Source organism: Streptomyces sp. NPDC057900, assembly GCF_042887885.1.
GTDB lineage: Bacteria > Actinomycetota > Actinomycetes > Streptomycetales > Streptomycetaceae > Streptomyces.
This window is the reverse complement of record NZ_JBHVOI010000020.1, coordinates 39,887-55,324: the sequence shown is the minus strand read 5'-3', so window position 1 is coordinate 55,324 and position 15,438 is coordinate 39,887. Positions and strand designations below refer to the sequence as shown.

General features: G+C 70.2%; 20 protein-coding genes and 1 pseudogene. 11 read left to right on the top strand and 10 right to left on the bottom strand.

The features are described 5' to 3' along the window. The 3 genes and pseudogenes from ACFVQ0_RS36090 to ACFVQ0_RS36080 all read right to left on the bottom strand — a co-directional run. Positions 1 to 83, bottom strand: a pseudogene (locus tag ACFVQ0_RS36090) (electron transfer flavoprotein subunit beta); the annotation flags it as partial. A 201-nt stretch (positions 84 to 284) separates the two neighbouring features. Beyond that, complete coding sequence (locus ACFVQ0_RS36085; protein WP_390093425.1) at positions 285 to 806, bottom strand: flavin reductase family protein; 522 nt, start codon at positions 804 to 806, stop codon at positions 285 to 287. A gap of 199 nt (positions 807 to 1,005) precedes the next feature. Beyond that, the gene (locus tag ACFVQ0_RS36080) at positions 1,006 to 1,314 is read right to left on the bottom strand and encodes a TlpA family protein disulfide reductase (RefSeq protein ID WP_390093424.1); all 309 of its coding nucleotides are present in this window, start codon (positions 1,312 to 1,314) and stop codon (positions 1,006 to 1,008) included. Between the two features lie 236 nt (positions 1,315 to 1,550). Here ACFVQ0_RS36080 and ACFVQ0_RS36075 point away from each other — a divergent pair, with 236 nt between their 5' ends. Beyond that, positions 1,551 to 2,273: a lysophospholipid acyltransferase family protein gene (locus ACFVQ0_RS36075; RefSeq protein ID WP_390093423.1), complete on the top strand. Its 723-nt coding sequence runs from the start codon at positions 1,551 to 1,553 to the stop codon at positions 2,271 to 2,273. 64 nt (positions 2,274 to 2,337) lie between these two features. Here ACFVQ0_RS36075 and ACFVQ0_RS36070 read toward each other — a convergent pair whose 3' ends face one another. The 4 genes from ACFVQ0_RS36070 to ACFVQ0_RS36055 form a co-directional block, all read right to left on the bottom strand. After that, positions 2,338 to 2,937, bottom strand: a complete 600-nt coding sequence (locus ACFVQ0_RS36070) for a transglutaminase domain-containing protein (protein WP_390093422.1) — start codon at positions 2,935 to 2,937, stop codon at positions 2,338 to 2,340. Between the two features lie 74 nt (positions 2,938 to 3,011). Next, positions 3,012 to 4,091, bottom strand: coding sequence for a threonine aldolase family protein (locus ACFVQ0_RS36065; RefSeq protein ID WP_390093421.1), 1,080 nt, complete (start codon positions 4,089 to 4,091; stop codon positions 3,012 to 3,014). After that, positions 4,070 to 4,837: an SDR family NAD(P)-dependent oxidoreductase gene (locus ACFVQ0_RS36060; protein WP_390093427.1), complete on the bottom strand. Its 768-nt coding sequence runs from the start codon at positions 4,835 to 4,837 to the stop codon at positions 4,070 to 4,072. Before ACFVQ0_RS36060 ends, ACFVQ0_RS36065 begins: the two co-directional genes overlap by 22 nt. Before the next feature lie 26 nt (positions 4,838 to 4,863). Then, a complete protein-coding gene (locus ACFVQ0_RS36055) occupies positions 4,864 to 6,261 on the bottom strand; it encodes a DUF6421 family protein (RefSeq protein ID WP_390093420.1) in 1,398 nt (465 codons plus the stop codon). 303 nt (positions 6,262 to 6,564) lie between these two features. On the opposite strand from ACFVQ0_RS36055, the gene ACFVQ0_RS36050 reads away from it, so the two are divergent. Both ACFVQ0_RS36050 and ACFVQ0_RS36045 read left to right on the top strand, forming a co-directional pair. Beyond that, the gene (locus tag ACFVQ0_RS36050; RefSeq protein ID WP_390093419.1) at positions 6,565 to 6,690 is read left to right on the top strand and encodes a hypothetical protein; all 126 of its coding nucleotides are present in this window, start codon (positions 6,565 to 6,567) and stop codon (positions 6,688 to 6,690) included. 91 nt (positions 6,691 to 6,781) lie between these two features. Further along, the gene (locus ACFVQ0_RS36045) at positions 6,782 to 7,465 is read left to right on the top strand and encodes a glycerophosphodiester phosphodiesterase (RefSeq protein ID WP_390093418.1); all 684 of its coding nucleotides are present in this window, start codon (positions 6,782 to 6,784) and stop codon (positions 7,463 to 7,465) included. Between the two features lie 7 nt (positions 7,466 to 7,472). Here the strand turns inward: ACFVQ0_RS36045 and ACFVQ0_RS36040 are convergent, their stop codons facing one another. Then, positions 7,473 to 8,030: a GNAT family N-acetyltransferase gene (locus ACFVQ0_RS36040; protein WP_390093417.1), complete on the bottom strand. Its 558-nt coding sequence runs from the start codon at positions 8,028 to 8,030 to the stop codon at positions 7,473 to 7,475. 75 nt (positions 8,031 to 8,105) lie between these two features. On the opposite strand from ACFVQ0_RS36040, the gene ACFVQ0_RS36035 reads away from it, so the two are divergent. The 7 genes from ACFVQ0_RS36035 (at position 8,106) to ACFVQ0_RS36005 (ending at position 12,464) form a co-directional block, all read left to right on the top strand. Further along, positions 8,106 to 8,492, top strand: coding sequence for a VOC family protein (locus ACFVQ0_RS36035; protein ID WP_390093416.1), 387 nt, complete (start codon positions 8,106 to 8,108; stop codon positions 8,490 to 8,492). Between the two features lie 143 nt (positions 8,493 to 8,635). Beyond that, entirely contained in the window at positions 8,636 to 9,244 is a 609-nt protein-coding gene (locus ACFVQ0_RS36030) for a DUF5134 domain-containing protein (protein WP_390093415.1), read from the top strand. Between the two features lie 87 nt (positions 9,245 to 9,331). Continuing rightward, positions 9,332 to 10,267: a M56 family metallopeptidase gene (locus ACFVQ0_RS36025; protein WP_390093414.1), complete on the top strand. Its 936-nt coding sequence runs from the start codon at positions 9,332 to 9,334 to the stop codon at positions 10,265 to 10,267. A 165-nt stretch (positions 10,268 to 10,432) separates the two neighbouring features. Beyond that, positions 10,433 to 11,128 (top strand): phosphatase PAP2 family protein, encoded by a 696-nt coding sequence (locus ACFVQ0_RS36020; RefSeq protein ID WP_390093413.1) that lies wholly within the window; start codon positions 10,433 to 10,435, stop codon positions 11,126 to 11,128. Positions 11,129 to 11,175: 47 nt separating this feature from the next. Continuing rightward, on the top strand, positions 11,176 to 11,877 hold the full coding sequence (locus ACFVQ0_RS36015; protein WP_390093412.1) for an HAD family hydrolase: 702 nt from the start codon (positions 11,176 to 11,178) through the stop codon (positions 11,875 to 11,877). A 70-nt stretch (positions 11,878 to 11,947) separates the two neighbouring features. Beyond that, a complete protein-coding gene (locus tag ACFVQ0_RS36010) occupies positions 11,948 to 12,127 on the top strand; it encodes a hypothetical protein (RefSeq protein ID WP_073736034.1) in 180 nt (59 codons plus the stop codon). A 112-nt stretch (positions 12,128 to 12,239) separates the two neighbouring features. Continuing rightward, positions 12,240 to 12,464 carry a hypothetical protein gene (locus ACFVQ0_RS36005; RefSeq protein WP_311307251.1) on the top strand — a complete coding sequence of 75 codons (225 nt, stop codon included), beginning with the start codon at positions 12,240 to 12,242 and terminating at the stop codon, positions 12,462 to 12,464. A 126-nt stretch (positions 12,465 to 12,590) separates the two neighbouring features. Here the strand turns inward: ACFVQ0_RS36005 and ACFVQ0_RS36000 are convergent, their stop codons facing one another. Further along, the gene (locus ACFVQ0_RS36000; protein ID WP_390093411.1) at positions 12,591 to 14,081 is read right to left on the bottom strand and encodes an LVIVD repeat-containing protein; all 1,491 of its coding nucleotides are present in this window, start codon (positions 14,079 to 14,081) and stop codon (positions 12,591 to 12,593) included. 175 nt (positions 14,082 to 14,256) lie between these two features. On the opposite strand from ACFVQ0_RS36000, the gene ACFVQ0_RS35995 reads away from it, so the two are divergent. Continuing rightward, positions 14,257 to 14,928: a DUF305 domain-containing protein gene (locus tag ACFVQ0_RS35995; protein ID WP_390093410.1), complete on the top strand. Its 672-nt coding sequence runs from the start codon at positions 14,257 to 14,259 to the stop codon at positions 14,926 to 14,928. Positions 14,929 to 14,980: 52 nt separating this feature from the next. On the opposite strand, the gene ACFVQ0_RS35990 is transcribed toward ACFVQ0_RS35995, so the two are convergent. Beyond that, entirely contained in the window at positions 14,981 to 15,349 is a 369-nt protein-coding gene (locus ACFVQ0_RS35990; RefSeq protein ID WP_390093409.1) for an ArsR/SmtB family transcription factor, read from the bottom strand. Positions 15,350 to 15,438 lie beyond the last annotated feature (89 nt).

The window sequence follows — 15,438 nt, the reverse complement described above, 5'->3', positions numbered from 1 at the left end:
TCCAACGTCAGGTCATCGGCGAAATGCCGGTCACCGGTCGCGTCGGGCACGTACTTCACACAGACAACGATCCTCAAGCTCACGCCGGCTCTCCTACTGCATCGTCATTTCCGGGCTGCCTTGTTGCACGCAGCATAGGCGCCTGATGGGGCGATTTCCGGTCGGTGCGACCGACGCTCCGACCGTAATATTACTCGCCAGTACATCCAGTACCTGCCCCATAGGCAAGCGCTCTGAACTGTGATCTGTCCAACGCCGCCCCGCCCCGTGCCGCCAAGGCGTTCTCAGTCTCGCAGAGCGGTGAACCGGCCCTGGTGATAGACCAGCGGGCGCCCGGACCCGGCCGGGTCCCCGGCCACCGCCTGGGCGATCACGATCCGGTGGTCCCCCGCCGGAATCCGCGCCACGACCCGGCAGACCAGCCATGCCAGCACGCCGTCCAGCAGCGGGACGCCTTCCGGGCCACTGCGCCAATAGGTGGACGGGCCGAACCGGTCGGCGCCGCTGCGCGCGAACGTGGCGGCCAGTTCCTCCTGATGCTCGCCGAGTATGTGGACCCCGATGTGCTCCGCCTCCGCGACGACCGGCCAGCTGGAGGAGGAGGTGCCCACGCCGAAGGAGATGAGCGGCGGCTCCGCGGCCACGGAGTTGAGGGAGGTCGCGGTGAAGCCGACCGGCCGGTCACCGGCCGCCGTGATCACGGCGACTCCGGCGGCGTGCTTCCGGAATACGGAGCGCAGAAGGTCCGGGGATGCCGTCCGGGTGTCGCCGAGTCCGGGTGTTGCCGCGATGGGTGATGCCGTCATGGAGGTGTCGTCCTTCTGCGCGTCGGAGGTACGGGGCCGTGGATGCTCAGGCATCCGGACAGCGCGCACTCGCGCAGCGGGCGAGATCGACGTGGACCCTGCCGTGGAGAAGGAGTACTGGCGGCATAGCGTCAGACTGACGATGACTGGTGGGTGCGGTCAAGACCGTCCCGCAAGGTGGGAGATGCGTCACGGTCCGTCATATCGCCTGCCCCAGTGCGGCCACGACATCGACGGTGCGCGGCTGTCCGGTGGCACGTCGGACGATGCGGCCGGAGGCGTCGAGCACCAGAACGGTCGGGGTCGCGCTGATTCCGAGCTCGCGCACCAGAGTGAGATGCGCCTCTGCGTCGATCTCCACGTGAGTGACGCCTTCGACCATGGCGGCCACCTCGGCGAGCGTGCGACGGGTGGCCCGGCACGGCTGGCAGAAGGCGCTGGAGAACTGCACGAGTGTCGCCCGCTCCCCCGGTTCCACGCCGAGTTGGGCGATATCCAGTCTGTTCACCCTTACCTGCCCGTCCGTCTTCGGTCTCCTGTCGGAGCTCTGCCCAAAGAGTCAGCACCCCCGGCCGCCGGGACATTCCCGGCCGTTCCACGTGACGAGAATCTCGCGCCCCGCGCCCGCCGAGACTGGCCACCGCGACGCGCATGGGGCACGATCGGCCCAATGCCGAAAACCTACGGCTGCGTAACTTCCGCCGGGAGAACCCTCCCCAGGCGCTGAAGAAGGGTTTCCCCCAGATGGCAGAACTCGTCTATCGGCCGGTCATCGGCGCCGCTCGTACGTTTTTCAAGGCGCTCGACCTGAAGATCGACACCCAGGGTTCGGAGCACATCCCGAAGACTGGCGGCGCGGTTCTGGTCAGTAACCACATCAGCTATCTGGACTTCATCTTCACGGGTCTCACGACGCTGCCGCAGAAGCGGCTCGTCCGCTTCATGGCGAAGGAATCGGTGTTCCGGCACAGGATCTCCGGACCGCTGATGCGCGGCATGAAGCACATTCCCGTCGACCGCAAGCAGGGCGAGGACGCCTATGCGCACGCCCTCGCCTCGCTGCGTTCGGGCGAGATCGTCGGGGTGTTCCCCGAGGCGACGATCTCGGAGTCCTTCACACTGAAGAACTTCAAGTCGGGTGCCGCGCGGCTGGCCCAGGAGGCCGGGGTACCGCTGATCCCGATGGCGCTGTGGGGGACGCAGCGGTTGTGGACCAAGGGCCGCCCGCGCAATTTCAGGCGCAGCCACATTCCCCTGACGATCCGCGTCGGCGAGCCGATGGAGGCCCCCACCGACCAGTACGCGGGCGCGATCACCCGCCGGCTGCGGGAGCGGGTACAGGAACTGCTCGAAGCCGCCCAGCGCGCCTACCCGGTGCGCCCGAGGGACGCGAACGACACCTGGTGGGTGCCCGCGCATCTGGGCGGTACGGCCCCGACGCCCGCCGAGGTCCGCGAGCGGGGCTGACGCGGGCCGGAGTGACGTTTCACCGGAGTGACGTCTCAGCCGTGGCCGTGCACCGGCCGGCGGTTCAGAGGGCCACCGGGAGCGTGCGCCAGAGCCGGACCCGGTCGGCTGCGGTCCGCAGGCCGTGCAGAACCAGCGGATGCGGTGCGGCGTAGAGCACCGGGTAGTCCACTTCGTCGAACTCCGGCCGCACGGGCCAGGCCAGCCGCTCCCGGTCGAGCGAGAACCGTGTGTCCACGCCCGGCCGGTTGCCCCGCGGGTCCTGCCGGTCCCAGCGGTTCCGGCCGGGCAGCCGCAGCGCGATCAGCCCGTGCACCGGACCGGGGTCCCCGTTGTCGTCCGCGAGCCGCTGGTAGCAGAGGGCCGTCGGGATGCCCTCCGCGCGCAGCAGGGCGGCCAGCGCGTGGGACTTGGTGTGGCAGATGCCGTTGCGGGTCGCGAGGACGCCTGAGGCGCGCCAGGGGACTCGCATGTCACCCGAGTCGGCGGAGTGCGTGATCGTGTCGCGTACGAAGTCGAAGGCGGCAGCCGCGTACGCGTATGCGTCTTCCGTTGCGGAACGCAGCCGCGCCGCCGTCTCCCGGACCAGTGGGTGGCCGTGGTCGATCGCCTCGTCGGCCGCGAGATAGGCCGAGTCGCCGGGGACCTGCTGAATGAGCTCCATGGCCGCCGAGCGTAGGTATGCGGCCGACCGGAGTCAATCAATTTCCGGTCGGCCGCATAGTTATGCATTTATGGCTAGGCTGCCATCTCTTCCTTCAGTGCGAGGACGAAGGCGTCGACGTCGTCCTCCGTGGTGTCGAAGGCGCACATCCAGCGCACGTCCCCGGCCTTCTCGTCCCAGAAGTAGAAGCGGAACCGCTTCTGCAGCCGCTCGCTCACCGCGTGCGGCAGCCGGGCGAAGACGGCGTTGGCCTGGACCGGGTAGAGGATCTCCACACCGCCCACCGCGCGGACCCCCTCGGCCAGCCGCTGGGCCATCGCGTTGGCGTGCCGGGCATTGCGCAGCCAGAGGTCGCCGGCGAGCAGCGCCTCCAGCTGTACCGAGACGAAGCGCATCTTGGAGGCGAGCTGCATCGAGAGCTTGCGCAGATGCTTCATGGCGCGGACGGCGTCGGGGTTCAGGACCACGACCGCCTCACCGAAGATGGCGCCGTTCTTCGTGCCGCCGAAGGAGAGCACGTCGACGCCGACGGCGTTGGTGAAGGTCCGCATCGGCACGTCCAGTGAGGCCGCGGCGTTGGCTATCCGCGCCCCGTCGAGGTGGACCTTCATGCCGTGTCCGTGGGCGTGCTCGCAGATGGCGCGGATCTCACCGGGCGTGTAGACCGTGCCGAGCTCGGTGTTCTGGGTGATCGAGACGACCTGCGGCATGGCGCGGTGCTCGTCGTCCCAGCCGTACGCCTGGCGGTCGATGAGCTCGGGCGTGAGCTTTCCGTCCTCCGTGGGCACGGTGAGCAGCTTGAGGCCGCCGACCCGTTCCGGCGCGCCGCCCTCGTCCACGTTGATGTGCGCGGACTCGGCGCAGATGACCGCACCCCAGCGGTCGGTCATCGCCTGGAGCGAGACCACGTTGGCGCCGGTTCCGTTGAACACCGGAAAGGCCTCGGCGGTGGGGCCGAAGTGGCTGTGCATGACGCGCTGGAGGTGACCGGTGTAGTCGTCCTCGCCGTAGGCGATCTGGTGGCCGCCGTTGGCGAGGGCGAGGGCCGCGAGGATCTCCGGATGGGTCCCCGCGTAGTTGTCACTGGCGAAGCCGCGTACCTGCGGGTCGTGATGACGACGCGCGTCGGTCCTTAGGGTTGCGGGGTCAGCCACAGGCGCTTTCCGTTCACTTCGGGGGCGGGCCGGTCCCAGACGCCGGCGATGGCATCGGCCAGTTCCTTGACGTCGGTGAAGCCCGCGAACTTCGCATTCGGGCGCTCGGCGCGCATGGCGTCGTGCACCAGTGCCTTCACGACCAGGATGGCAGCCGCGCTGTGCGCCCCGTCCTCGCCCCCCGCCTTGCGGAAGGCGTCCGCGAGCGCGAGGGTCCAGGCCTCTGCCGCGGCCTTCGACGCGGCGTAGGCCGCGTTTCCCGCGGTGGGGTTGCTGGCGCCGGCCGCGCTGATCAGCAGGTAGCGGCCCCGGTCACTGCGCTGGAGGCCCTCCTGGAACGCGAGCGAAGTGCTCTGGACGGTGCGGATCAGCAGTTTCTCCAGCAGCGTCCAATCGGCGAGGTCGGTGTCGGCGAAGGTCGCGCTGCCGCGCCAGCCGCCCACCAGGTGGACCAGGCCGTCGATCCTGCCGAACTCCTTCTCCGTCCGGTCCGCCCATTCCCGGGCCGCTCCCAGGTCGAGCAGATCCACGGTGTCGCCGGTGACTGTCGCGCCGCCGTGGGCGTATCGGGCCGCGTCCACGGCCTCGGCGAGGCGGGTGGCGTTCGCGTCAGAGGCGACGACGACCGCGCCCGCCTCGGCGAGCCGGAGCAGCGTGGCCCGGCCTGCCGGACCCGCCGCTCCCGCCACGGCGACCACGGCCCCTTCGAGCGCACCGCTCCCGCTGCCCTTGCCGTTTCCGTTCATGGCCACCGCCTCCTCGTTCCGTGTGCTCACGCGGCCGCCTGCCCGGCATCCGCGGCGGTGATGCCCTTGGTGGAGGCGATCACGTTCTTCAGCTTCTTGGAAAGCGCCTCATAGAACATGCTCAGGGGAAACTCGTCCGGAAGCACGTCGTCGACGAGTTTGCGGGGCGGCTGGGAGAGGTCCAGGGCGTCGGGACCCTTGGCCCAGCGGGATCCGGGGTGCGGCGCCAGATAGCTGGCGACCAGGTCGTACGCGGCGAACCAGTGGACGAGCTTCGGGCGGTCGATGCCGTCGCGGTAGAGCTTCTCGATCTCGCCGCAGAGCTGGTTGGTGATCTGCGGAGCCAGCTCCCAGTCGATCTTCAGGGTGTTGTCGGTCCAGCGGACGACATCGTGCTTGTGGAGGTAGGCGAAGAGGAGCTGGCCGCCGAGTCCGTCGTAGTTGCGGACGCGCTCGCCGGTGACCGGGAAGCGGAACATCCGGTCGAACAGCACGGCGTACTGCACGTCGCGGCCCTGGCCGAAGCCGTCGGCCTCCAGCTTCACGGCCTCCCGGAAGGCGGTGAGGTCGCAGCGCAGCTCTTCGAGGCCGTACATCCAGAACGGCTGGCGCTGCTTGATCATGAACGGGTCGAACGGCAGGTCACCGTGGCTGTGGGTGCGGTCGTGGACCATGTCCCAGAGCACGAAGGCCTGCTCACAGCGCTGCTGGTCGCCCACCATCTCGCGGATGTCGTCGGGCAGCTCGACGCCGAGGAGCTCGACGGACGCCTCCGTGACGCGGCGGAAGCGGGCGGCCTCGCGGTCGCAGAAGATGCCGCCCCAGCTGAAGCGCTCGGGGGCCTCGCGCACGGCGATCGTCTCCGGGAAGAGCACCGCGGAGTTGGTGTCGTAGCCGGAGGTGAAGTCCTCGAAGGTGATCCCGCAGAACAGCGGGTTGTCGTAACGGGTCGCCTCCAGGTCCGCGAGCCACTCGGGCCAGACCATCCGGAGCACGACCGCTTCGAGGTTGCGGTCGGGGTTGCCGTTCTGCGTGTACATCGCGAAGACGACCAGGTGCTGCAGGCCGTCGGCGCGCTCCTTGGCCGGCTGGAAGGCGAGCAGCGAGTCGAGGAAGTCGGGGATGCCGAAGCCGTCGGACGCCCAGCGGCGCAGGTCCGCGACGAGGGCCCGGTGGTATGCGGCGTCGTGCGGAAGCAGCGGGGCAAGCTGTTCGACAGCGTCGGTGACCCGCTCCAGGGCCGCCCCGGCGACGGCGGGGGAGGGCGCGCCCTCGGCCCCGAAGTCGATGGATCCGTCCTTGGACTGCCAGGGGCGGATCTCCTCCACGGCATTCTTGAGCGCAGGCCAGGCCGGGTGATCGATCACCCGCTGGGCGGCAGATATGCCGTCGGCTGCAACGTCGTGCACAAGAATTTCCGTCATCACACTTCCTCCACGGGAGAACCTCGCGTCAAGTAACCGTATCCATGTGCGGTTCTCCGAGACAAGTGCAGCCCTGGAAATTATCCTGCGCGACCCCATGGTCACCGCGTTTTTTCCTGTCATTCGGCAATGCGGGCCCCCTTCGTTGCGCCGGTGGCCGTGGGAGGGGCGGCCCGGCAACTCCGCGCGGGACACGCCCACGCATGAGTGACGCAGTTCGCGGACCACGCGCCGCGCCGATAGGACGGACGGCGTCAGCTCTTCCCGTACCGCTCTTCCCGTAGCACTCCGGAGAACCACCGCGTGAGCATCCGTGCCGTTCTGATCGCCGCAGTCATCACCGGGTTCCTGCTCGGCGCGGCCGCTGTCCAGGGGCACAGCGCCCTGCTCCCCCGCCCGGCCGCCCGGACCGCCCCGACGGGGCACTGAGGGCCGAATCGGGTCATGCCGCGGTGCCCCGTGGGTAGGGGGTAGTTGCGGAACACGGGGAGACGCCGTCGAAATCGGAAGCGAGAGTGCCTTGTCTTTTCTCACCATCGGTCACCGCGGTGTGATGGGTGTCGAACCGGAGAACACCCTGCGTTCGTTCGTCCACGCCGAGCAGGCCGGGATGGACCTCATCGAACTGGATCTTCACCTGAGCAAGGACGGCGCTCTCGCCGTCATGCACGACGCCGATGTCGACCGTACGACCGACGGCAAGGGCCCGATCGCCGAGAAGACCATGGCAGAGCTGCGCGAACTCGACGCCGGCCAGGGCGAACGGGTCCCGTTCTTCGAGGAGGTCCTCGACGCGGTGGGCTCAGCGATGCAGGCCGAGATCAAGGACGTGGCCGCCGCCCGCACACTGGCCGAGGTGATGCGGCGGCGCGAACTCGTCGACCGGGTCGAGGTGATCTCGTTCCACGACGAGGCGATCGCCGAGATCGCGCAGTTGGTGCCAGGGGTGCGGACGGCGCTCGTGGCCAGCCGCTGGGGCAAGGACGTGGTGGATCGCGCGAAGGCGGTGGGCGCCACCCGGCTGGTGCTCAACGTCCGGCGCATCACCCTGGAACTGGTCGAGAAGGCGCACGCCGAGGGGCTGACCGTGGTCGGCTGGGTGGTCAACACCCAGGACCACCTGCGGCTCGCGCGCGGACTCGGGCTCGACGGCGCCACGACCGACTTCCCGGAGATCCGCCGCGCGGGCCGCTTCACCGCGTAGCCGTCGGTCAGCCGGCCGGCAGGTCCTTGACCAGCAGTTCGAAGGCGAGATCGTCGCGCTGCGGAATTCCGAAGCGCTCGTCGCCGTACGGGAACGGGCTCATCTTTCCCGTACGGCGGTAGCCGCGGCGCTCGTACCAGGCGATCAGGTCCTCCCGGACCGAGATCACGGTCATCTGCATCTCCCGCACCCCCCAGCTCTCCCGGACGGTGCGCTCGGCCTCGGCGATGATCACCTTGCCGAGGCCGCCGCCCTGGAGCGAGGGACGGACCGCGAACATCCCGAAGTAGGCGGCCTCTCCCCGGTGCTCCAGCTGGCAGCAGGCGACCGGCGCGCCGTCGCGCTCCACCACGAGCAGCCTGCTGCGGGGGTCCTCCACCACCGCGCGGACCCCCTCCGGGTCGGTCCGCTGCCCCTTCAGGATGTCCGCCTCCGTGGTCCAGCCCGCACGGCTGGAGTCACCTCGGTACGCGGCCTCTATGAGCTCCACGAGTGCGTGCACATCCGCGTCGGTCGCGTCGCGGAAGGTCAGCTCTCCCGAGTCCCGGGGCGGTGCGGTGTCCATGAGGGGTCTCTCCGATTCTCTGTGTGGCCGTGCCGCAGCAGCGTAGCTCTCCGGTACCGGCCTACGCTCCGGAGCATGGTTCATGTGCTGAGCAGCCGGATCCTGTTGCGCCCCACGGATCCCGAACGGTCACGTGTCTTCTACGGGGAGTCCCTCGGCCTGCCCGTCTACCGGGAGTTCGGTACCGGTCCCGAGCGGGGGACGGTCTACTTCCTGGGCGGCGGCTTCCTGGAGGTGTCCGGCCGGGGCGACGCGCCACCGTCCCCCGGGCTGCTGCTGTGGCTCCAGGTGGCCGATGTGCGGGCGGCGTACGAGGAGCTGTCGGCCCGCGGCGTGGAGGTGCTCCGGGCACCGAGGCGTGAGCCCTGGGGGCTCGACGAGATGTGGATCTCCGATCCGGACGGGGTCCGCATCGCCGTCGTCGAGGTGCCCGGGGACCATCCTCTGCGGTTCAGGCCCTGACGTCCTGGACCGCTCGCACCAGGCACATCCGCAATACGCCACCGCCGCGCGCTCCCCCAGTGCTCCAGTGCGCCGCGTACAGGTGTCCGGCCCTGGGCATCGACTAGGCGACGGCGATGTCGTTCGCCCGGGGGAGGTCTGCTGTGCACGGACCGGCGATGTCCGGCTGGCTGCTGATGGCGTTGTGCGCGCTGACGGGCGCGTACTGCCTGCTGCGTACCCGCGCCGGGACCGGCGAGGAGCGCAGAACGGCGCGCGCGGAGGCGCTGATGGGCTTCGGCATGGCCGCCATGGCGGTGCCCGCCGCCGTCGTCGCCCCGCCCGCGTGGGCCTGGGCCGTATACGCGGCGCTCTTCGGTGCCGCGGCCCTGCGCGCCCTCTGGTTCTCCCGCCGCAGCGGTCACCATCTGCATCATCTGGTCGGTTCGTCGGCGATGGTCTACATGGCCGTCACCATGGCGGGCCCGGGGGCGGCGGCCCACGGCGGTCACGGATCGCACACCATGGCCGCGGCCGGGGGCGTCCCGCTGCTGACCGGGCTGCTCCTCGTCTACTACGCCGCCTATGTGCTGCGTTCGGGCGCCCGGCTGATCCCGGTGGCGGCGACGGCGAGCGGTGGCGGAGCGGTGGCGGCCGGCGGGGCGGTGGCCGGAGGAACGGCACCGGGGGGCTGGGCGGCCAGGCCGGAGCTGGCCCTGGCCTGCCGTCTGACCATGGGGATATCCATGTTCGCGATGCTGCTCACCCTGTGAGACAGCGGGCCCGGCAAACCGTGGCGTACGTCACTTGCCGAGCACAGCCATACCCGTGTGTGCCGTGCCCCTCATAGGGTGACGCCCATGTTGGTCTCCCTCGCGCTGCTGCTGCTCGGTGCACTGGCCGCCGTCGTGGCCCCGCGGCTGATGGCGCGGGCCGAATGGCCCGAGCGCGAGCCCGTTGTGGCGCTGTGGGTGTGGCAGTGCGTGGTGGCCGGTGTGCTGATCTCCTTCGCCCTGTCCATGACGTTCAGCGCCGCCGCCGCCTGGCAGGCGGTACGCGGCCATGTCTTCGCGCCCGCGCCGCATGCCGTGGTCGAGGCCTACGCCCTCGGGGCGTACGGGCCCTGGTCGGCCGTGATGGCCGTACTGCTGGCACTGGGCGGGGTGTGGACGGCCGCCATGCTGACCCGCGAGATCCGCCGGGCGCGGCAGCGGCGCAGGCAGCGGCGCGCCGAACTCCTGGTGCGTTCCCCGCTGATGCCCGGCGAGGAGCCCGGCGCGGAACGGCTGGTGGTCCTGGAGGGGGAGCGACCCGACGCCTGGTGGCTGCCTGGTACGGCGCCCCAACTGGTCATCACCACAGCGGCGCTGGGAAGACTGAAGGGCCGTCAGCTCGATGCCGTGCTCGCCCATGAGCAGGGCCACGCTAAAGCACGCCACGACTGGCTGCTGAACTGCTCCGCGGCGCTGGCGTCCGGTTTTCCGCAGGTGCCGGTGTTCGCGGCGTTCCGCGGTGAGATGCACCGGCTCGTCGAACTGGCCGCCGACGATGTGGCGTCACGCCGCTTCGGCCGGCTGACGACCGCTCTGGCGCTGGTCGAACTCAACGAGGACCGGGGCGTGTTCGGCCCGAGCCCGACGCCGGACGCGCAGCTGCCGCTCCGGGTCGACCGGCTGCTGGCCCCCGCCGGGCGGCTCACCGCGGGCCGTCGGCTGCGGCTCACCGCGGCGGCGGCGCTCGTCCCGGCGATTCCCCTGCTGGTCGCGCTCGTTCCGGCGATCAGCGCGCTGGGCTAGCGGCACACCGCCCCCGGCCGCCGGGGCACGTCCGGAGCAGGGACACGACCTCCGGGACACGACCTCCAAAACATGATCTCCGGGACACGGTCTCCGGGCCAGGACATGTCCGGGCCGGGGCGGCGCGAATGGCCCGGCACACCTCGCGTCGGAGAGGATCCCTCCATGCTCTCCTCTCCGCCGCTCCCCCGTCCGGACCGCATCCGCGCCTCTCGGCACGCCCTGCGGGCCGGGACGGTCTGTGCGGTCCTCTTCCTGGCGCTGCTGACCCTGGTGGCCGCGCGGTGGTCTCCGCTGATGAGCCTGGACCGCACGGTCGCCGACGCGCTCCACCGGCGGGCCGTGACGGAGCCCGGCCTCGTCCACGTCAACCGGGTGCTGACGGACTGGCTGTGGGACCCGTGGACCATGCGCGCGCTGATCGCCGTCGCCGTGGTGGGCCTGTGGTGGCGCGGCGCCCGGCTGCTCGCGGTCTGGGTTGCCGCGAGCACCGTGCTCTCCGGCCTGATCCAGCAGGGGATCAAGGCGGCTGTGGACCGCGAGCGGCCCCAGTGGCCCGACCCGGTGGACTCCGCCCACTACGCGGCGTTCCCCTCCGGACACGCGATGACCGCCACGGTGAGCTGCGGGCTGCTGCTGTGGCTGCTGCGGCGCCACGGGACCGGCCCACGGGTGTGGCGGGCGGCCCTGGTGGTGGCTTGGGTCTCGGTGCTCGGGGTCGGTGTCACCCGGCTCTACCTTGGGGTGCACTGGCCCTCTGATGTGCTGGGCGGGTGGCTGCTCGGGGCAGCGCTGGTCGCGTTCACGGTGGCCGGATTCGAACGGTACGGGGTCCGTGAGCACTCTTCGGATGACGCCTGAACAGGCATCCTTGCGGCGCCGTCGGCACATCGGCAAGGATCGGGGCCATGCCGATCAAGGGTGTGCTCTTCGATTTCTCAGGGACGCTGTTCCGGAACGAATCCGTCCGGTCCTGGCTCTCCGCCGCCCTCTCCGAGCGGAAGGTGAGCGTGGACGAGGCCGCCTTCGAGCGGTACGTGCGGGAGCTGGAGGCCACCGGCGCGCTGCCGGGCGGGCCCGCTCCGCAGCGGGTTCCGGAGCACCTGGCGGAGGTCTGGGCCTCCCGTGACAGGAGCGCGGACGCGCACCGGGCCGCGTACACCGGGCTGGCCCGCCAGGTCGCGCTGCCGGATCCCGGGCTGTACGACGCGCTCTACGACCGGCACCGGACGCCGGAGGCCTGGTGCCCGTATCCGGACGCGGCCGAGGTGCTGGGCGCGCTGGCCTCGGGCGACGTCCGGATCGGCGTGGTGAGCAATATCGGCTGGGACCTGCGGCCGGTCTTCCGGGCACACGGTCTGGACACCTTCGTGGACGCGTACGTGCTGTCCTTCGAGCACGGCACCCGGAAGCCGGACGCACAGCTTTTCCACACGGCCTGCACACTTCTCGGACAGCATCCGACGGATGTGGTCATGGTCGGTGACGACCGGCACGCGGACGCCGGGGCCGCCGCGGTGGGCTGCGAGGTGCGGTTCGTGGAGCACGCGCCGCTGGCAGAACGGCCGCACGGGCTGCTGGAGCTCGGATTGGCGCCCGGGGTTGCCTGAGGAACATGTGAGAGATGTCCCTTGCGCGCAATGGGTCTGATAGTCACATCGGGGCCTTAGCCTGGTAGGTATGTCCCCGACTCCGTGCCCGTCCGGCTCCGTGCGTTCCGCCGCAGTGGTGAATGAAGACATTCGCCGGCTGTGGCAGCGCTCGGGCGGACGTCTGTCGCCGGAGGACGAGGAGGAGTACCAGCGGCTGCTGGTCGAGTGGGCCGCGGCCACGGGCGGCGGCAACCGCTCGGCGGCCTGAGCGCCGCCCGCCGGGCATCCGCGCCCATCCTCCGCGCGCCTCCCTGATCCGCCCCCGTGCCGGGTTTCCGGTTCACGGTGCGGCGGCCCGCGTCGCGTCGCACCCTGGAGGCATGACACCTCCCCCGATCGTGATCTTCCGCCCGTCCCCCTCGGGCGGGCGACGCGTCACCGTGCAGCGCGGCGGGCGGGTCCAGATACTCGGCCTCGCGCACTCCGACCACGATGTGATCGTGTTCCTGGAGGGCGCGGGGCTCGACGACCCCGAGCGGATTCTGGACAGCCCCGAGTGGGTCGAGTGGCGGGGCGGCCGGGCGCACCGGTACGAGGCGGCCTGAGACCTCCGGTTCCGGCGGTCCCCGGCGTCGCGGGAGCCACCGGGTCCCGCCGGGTGAGGCACCCGGCGGGACCCGGTGGCGGTGACGCGCGGACCGGCCCGCCCCAACAGCGGACCGGCCGTCGGCTCAGCGGTCGAAGTAGTCCGGCTGCGTCTGGACGTTGAGCTCGTCCGTCCGCACCCGCTTCGCCGGGTCGGTGCGCCGGTCGTCGATCCTCAGGACGTCGAAGCCCTTCTCGATGTCGTTGGAGTAGATGTAGCCGTTGTAGTAGTACGCCGACCAGGGGCCGGCCGTGGTGACCTCGTCCAGGGTGACGGGGCCTCGCTCGAAGTAGCCGATCTCCTTCGGCTTCGAGGAGTCGGTGAAGTCCCAGATCGAGACTCCGCCCTGGTACCAGGCCTGGACCATCAGGTCACGGCCCTTGACCGGGATGATCGACCCGTTGTGTGCGACACAGACCTCGGTGTCGGCCTGCGGGCGGTCGATCTTGAAGTAGCTGCGGAAGACCAGCTTGCGGTGGTCGCCCTTGCCGACGATGTCGTAGATGCCGTCGGCGCCGCGCTTGGGGCCGATCTCCTCGTTGCAGGTGGCGGCGCCACCGCCGCCGAGCTCATCGGTGAAGACGACCTTGTCCGCGCGCTGGTTGAACGTCGCGGAGTGCCAGAAGGCGAAGTTCACGTTGTCCTGCACCCGGTCGATGATCCGCGGGTTCTCCGGGTCCTTGATGGAGAACAGCAGCCCGTCGCCCATGCAGGCGCCGGCGGCCAGGTCCTTGGAGGGCAGCACGGTGATGTCGTGGCAGCCGGTGGTCTTGGACACGCCCGGGTTGGTGGGCGCGCCCGGGTTCCCGCCGTCCGGGAAGAGCACCGGGAAGTTCACGACGCGGGCCTTCTCCGGTGCCTGGCGCGGCACCTTGATGATGGAGATGCCGTCGTGCGGCGGCTGGCAGTCGGGGAACGTCTCGCTCGGCGAGTACGAGGAGACGTACACGTATACGTTCTTGCGCTCGGGGACGATGGTGTGGGTGTGCGATCCGCAGGCGGTCTCGACGGCGGCGACGTACTTCGGATTGCGCTTGTCGCTGATGTCGAAGACCTTCATGCCCTCCCAGGAGGACTTCTCCGTGGCGGGCTGGGTGGTGCTCGCGCACGAGTTGTCGCTGCGCGAGGAGTCCGTCGACAGGAACAGCAGGTTCCCGGAGACGGAGATGTCGTTCTGCGATCCCGGGCACAGGACCTGGGCGACCGTCTTCGGAGACTTCGGGTTGCTGATGTCGAAGATCCTGAAGCCGTCGTAGTTCCCGGCGAAGGCGTACTTGCCCTGGAAGGCCAGGTCGGTGTTCAGCCCCTGGAGCGCGTCCTTCGGGACGTTGGCGACATGGGTGATGTTGCGGCTGTGGATGATCTCGTCCACGCCGGGTATCTCACCGCTCCTGATCGCGGCGGTCGCCTCCGCCTCCTGACTCGTGGAGACCTCGGCCGGGCTCGCCGCCGGGTCTCCCGGGTCGGGGGTGGCGGCCGCGGGTCCGGCCATCAGCAGAGTGGCGAAGAGCCCGGCGGCGGCGGCCGCCACGCCCAGACGTCTGCGCCGCACCGGGGTGGTGTGCAACGGGGTCACTGCGTCCTCCCATGGATCCGAATGTGGTTGACCGGTTCACGGACTCCGGCAGTATCGTCCTTGCCATGGACATCCCAACAGACGGCAACAGGAACGTAATGAAAGTTTCTGAGCGCACCTGTGCGTTGACGTGCTAGTACAGAGCGCAACCAGCCATATATCAACGGAGGTCGCTTTGTTGATTCGTCGTCAGGTCCGCCGGTTCCGCGGACTCGCACTCGCCGTCACCGTGACCGCTGTCGTGCTCACCTCGGCCGGCTGCGACGGAGGAGGCGGCGGCGACGGCTCCAAGGACCGTGCGGCCGGGGGCGGTTCGGTCGTGGCGCCCGGAAAGCCGGGGGAACCCGCGCGTACCCTCTCCGCCTCCCAGGCCGCGAAGGCCGCCGCGGGTGTGGACACCCCCAACTCGGCGGACGTCCGGTACGTGCGCATGATGATCGAGCACCATGCCCAGGCGCTGGTGCTGACCCGGCTGGTCCCCGACCGCTCCGGTTCGGACGCCGTCAAGCGGGTCGCCGAACGCATCACCGCGGCCCAGCAGCCGGAGATCGGTGCGATGAAGGGCTGGCTCAGCCGCCACGGCCGCACGGAACAGGCCGAAGGCCACGACCACACTGCCATGCCCGGCATGGCCACCGACGCCCAGCTGGATCAGCTCCGGGCCGCGAAGGGCAAGGCCTTCGACCAGCTGTTCCTGAAGCTCATGATCACCCACCACCAGGGCGCGGTCACCATGGCGACAGAGGCGCTCTCCGAGGGCAACAACATCCAGGTCGAGGAGATGGCCGACGACGTCGTCGCCCAGCAGACCACCGAGATCAGCCGGATGCGGGCGCTGTCCTCCTGACGGAACACCGCCGTGCGGTGTGCCCGACACCGCGCGGCGGTGGCGCGGGCCCTCAGCCCTCGCCGAGCCGGTCCGCCTGCCGGTTCGCCGCTTCCAGCACCCGGTCCAGCAGCCCGGGGAACAGCGCCTCCAAGTCCGCCCGGCGCAGTCCGTTCATCTTGGCGGTGCCCCGGTAGACCTGCTGGACGACGCCGCTCTCGCGCAGCACCCGGAAGTGGTGGGTGGTGGTCGACTTGGTCACCGGAAGGTCGAACCGGGAACAGGTGAGTTCCTCGTCGGCGGCGGCCAGTTCACGCACCACGCACAGCCGCACCGGGTCCGAGAGCGCGTGCAGCACCGCCTCGATCCTGATGTCCTCACGCGCCGGGTGGGCCAGCGTGCGCGCGCCGACGGCCGGCTCTGTGGCACTGGCAGGGGTCACGGTGGCTCCACATCGTCGCTTCGTCCGGGGCTCCCATAATACGAGATCCGTCGTAGCTTGAGGCCGGTCTCCCGAGGACCGGGGCAATG

Bases quoted from the DNA above. Each gene is read 5' to 3' on its own strand.
- ACFVQ0_RS36085 (WP_390093425.1), bottom strand. From the start codon at position 806: ATGACGGCATCACCCATCGCGGCAACACCCGGACTCGGCGACACCCGG.
- ACFVQ0_RS36075 (WP_390093423.1), top strand. From the start codon at position 1,551: ATGGCAGAACTCGTCTATCGGCCGGTCATCGGCGCCGCTCGTACGTTT.
- ACFVQ0_RS36070 (WP_390093422.1), bottom strand. From the start codon at position 2,937: ATGGAGCTCATTCAGCAGGTCCCCGGCGACTCGGCCTATCTCGCGGCC.
- ACFVQ0_RS36060 (WP_390093427.1), bottom strand. From the start codon at position 4,837: ATGAACGGAAACGGCAAGGGCAGCGGGAGCGGTGCGCTCGAAGGGGCC.
- ACFVQ0_RS36055 (WP_390093420.1), bottom strand. From the start codon at position 6,261: ATGACGGAAATTCTTGTGCACGACGTTGCAGCCGACGGCATATCTGCC.
- ACFVQ0_RS36040 (WP_390093417.1), bottom strand. From the start codon at position 8,030: ATGGACACCGCACCGCCCCGGGACTCGGGAGAGCTGACCTTCCGCGAC.
- ACFVQ0_RS36035 (WP_390093416.1), top strand. From the start codon at position 8,106: ATGGTTCATGTGCTGAGCAGCCGGATCCTGTTGCGCCCCACGGATCCC.
- ACFVQ0_RS36025 (WP_390093414.1), top strand. From the start codon at position 9,332: ATGTTGGTCTCCCTCGCGCTGCTGCTGCTCGGTGCACTGGCCGCCGTC.
- ACFVQ0_RS36020 (WP_390093413.1), top strand. From the start codon at position 10,433: ATGCTCTCCTCTCCGCCGCTCCCCCGTCCGGACCGCATCCGCGCCTCT.
- ACFVQ0_RS36015 (WP_390093412.1), top strand. From the start codon at position 11,176: ATGCCGATCAAGGGTGTGCTCTTCGATTTCTCAGGGACGCTGTTCCGG.
- ACFVQ0_RS36010 (WP_073736034.1), top strand. From the start codon at position 11,948: ATGTCCCCGACTCCGTGCCCGTCCGGCTCCGTGCGTTCCGCCGCAGTG.
- ACFVQ0_RS36005 (WP_311307251.1), top strand. From the start codon at position 12,240: ATGACACCTCCCCCGATCGTGATCTTCCGCCCGTCCCCCTCGGGCGGG.